The sequence below is a fragment of the Pantoea sp. DY-5 genome (assembly GCF_019795955.1).
GTDB classification, from domain to species: domain Bacteria; phylum Pseudomonadota; class Gammaproteobacteria; order Enterobacterales; family Enterobacteriaceae; genus Pantoea; species Pantoea leporis.
This window is the reverse complement of the sequence record NZ_JAIMIE010000016.1, coordinates 1-2,068: the sequence shown is the minus strand read 5'-3', so window position 1 is coordinate 2,068 and position 2,068 is coordinate 1. Positions and strand designations below refer to the sequence as shown.

The 2,068-nt window shown below is 56.6% G+C and carries 1 protein-coding gene; it reads left to right on the top strand.

The genetic code is table 11. From position 1 onward, the window contains the following. Positions 1-372: 372 nt before the first annotated feature. A partial coding sequence (locus K5Y30_RS24705; protein WP_255606822.1) for an Ig-like domain-containing protein occupies positions 373-2,068 on the top strand: 1,696 nt, incomplete at its 3' end.

Here is a 2,068-nt window from a genome sequence, read left to right as displayed (position 1 = left end):
CCTTCACTCCGCTCGTCTGCCTGACGGGACGTCTCCGGCCTGCTTTGATGCTTCCATGCGTGTGGTTGAAAGGGCTGGGCGAGGATGGCCCGTGACGCAGCAGATGTGTCAGAGCCCGCACCAGGTTTAAAGCAAAATGCTTTCTTAACTGACCAGTATTAGCCCGTACCTTCCCGCTTTTTATTTAAACCTCATTAATAAAGGCGTCATTTGGCTATTTTTAACAAGACATTTCCTGTGTAAAACAGTTAAAAGCGCGTGTCATTTTAATATCTGAAATACTTACGGATTGCTGAGTCTCTTCGCAAACCACGCGTGGTAATTTAAGTTTATTCGACATAAAACTAAACACATCAGAAGAGGTTTTATCTAATGGTTTACTCCATCATGGCCGATATGAATAGTCTCACCACCATAGAACGTGATACCCCTTATCCTGGATTCGGTATCAATGATCCACTGCCGGATGAAGCTGGCACCACAGTGTTTATCACCATCAATAACCAGACCTTTACCACGATCATTGATGCAGCCGGCTTGTGGAGCTGGAAAGCGTCAACGCCGTTCACTGATGGCGATTACAGCGTATCAATTCGCTACGTTGATCTGGCAGGTAACTCTTCCGATACGTCGCAGTTCTCTATGGTGATTGACACTACCCCACCGGAAGCCCCGATATTAATCAAACTGTACGATGACTTCGGTGCAGACAAGCGCGCCTTTGAACCCGGTGAAACCACCGATGACAAACGCCCGGAGCTGACCGGCGTGGCGCAGAAAGGCACCACGGTTTACCTGCTCAATGACAAAGGTGAAAAAATCGGCAGCGCGGTCGCGGATAAAACCACTGGCGTATGGAAGATGGAACCCTCTCAGGATCTTGACGAAGGCAACAATGCGCTGCGCCTTGTCGCTCAGGAGGTCTTTGCCGGCGTGACCCGTCAGGGCACCTCTTCTGCTCCCTTCAGCATAATTGTGAAAAATGACAGCACCCTGCCGCCGGATACCGTCACCATTACCCACGCTGTTGATGACGTCGGCAGCGCCACCGGCCCACTGAACAACGGCGCGCTGACCGATGACACCGTTCCGGAACTCCGCGGTACCGCATCGTCTAACAGCACCGTTATCGTCTACTATCGCCTTGTTGGCAGCAACACCTGGCTGGGCAGCGCCACCGCCAGCCTTAACGGCGAAAGCTGGAGCTGGACGCCAAAAAGCACGCTGGCCACCGGCCATTACGAGTTCCAGGCCAGCATCGGTAGCACCGCCAGCGCCCTGTTCACCCTCGACATCGCGAATGCCGCAGACATCCAGAGGAAAACCCGCATTGAATCGGTAGAGGATAATGTTGGTAGCTGGAAGGGCACGCTCAGCAACCACGCAATCACCGATGACGCCACGCCAACCCTCAACGGTCGCGGCGAAGCCAACGGCAAAGTGGTGATTCGTTACGGCCAGCCGGGCCAGTTAAACAGCACCGTCGTTACCGATGTCGACAGCAGTGGCCGCTGGACGTGGACGCCGCCTTCAGGTTTGCTGACCGGTAGCTGGAACTTTGAGGTTCAGCCGCAGGGCAGCGCGAACTGGTCAGACACCTTCTCGCTGAGCATTACCGGCAGCGGCGGCTTTGACCCGATTATCACCCACGCTTACGATGATGCCGGCACGCCGGTTAACCTGGCCAACGGCGACGCCACCGATGACACCACGCCAACCCTGCATGGCCGCGCGGAAGCTAACAGCACCTTAACCCTGCGCTACCGCAGCGGAACCGGCAGCTACACCTCAGTTCAGGTTGATGCCGACAGCGCAGGCAACTGGAGCTGGACGCCAAAGGTGCTGGCCAGCGGCAACTGGACCTTTGAGGTGCAGAAGGCCGGCCAGAGCGGCTGGAGCAGCTTCACGCTGACCATCGACCCCTATGCAGATTACGACGCCACCATCGACAGCGCGCTCGACAACGCCGGCCCGGTGACCGGCAGCCTGGCGAGCGGCGCCAGCACCGACGACACCACGCCGACCCTGCGCGGCACCGGCCCGGCGAACAGCACGATTTCGCTGCGCT